This is a genomic window from Pseudomonas sp. P1_F7, from assembly GCF_056405655.1.
Map to the genome: position 1 here is coordinate 1 of NZ_JBFUBR010000093.1, position 410 is coordinate 410.

General features: G+C 64.0%; 1 protein-coding gene. It reads left to right on the forward strand.

The features are described from left to right. A partial coding sequence (locus tag AC1D1M_RS31525) for an immunoglobulin-like domain-containing protein (protein ID WP_477778713.1) occupies window positions 1-410 on the forward strand: 410 nt, incomplete at both ends.

Consider the following 410-nt stretch of genomic DNA (forward strand, 5'->3'; position numbering starts at 1 on the left):
AAAGATGCTGGCAAAGTCGAAGCGACCATTTCCACCGCCACCGGCGGCGATTTCGAAAACCTGGTGCCGAGCARCGTACCGGCGGTGACGGAAGTGACCGACACCATCGAYACCTCGACGGTGAAACTGACCGCGAGCGAAACCGCGGCCGAGGGTGGCACCGTCACCTACACCGCCACCGTTGGTGCCGCCGTCACCGGTTCGCCTGTCGTCGTGACCTTGGCCAACGGCCAGAGCATCACCATCGCCGTCGGTCACACCACCGGCACCATCACCACCAGCGCGCCGAACGACGTGCTGGCTGGTCACGCCCCGCTGACCAACTCGATCACCGACGTCAGCGGCGGTAACTACGAGAACCTGGTGGCCGATAAAACCCCGGTCAGCACTACCGTCACCGATACTCCGGA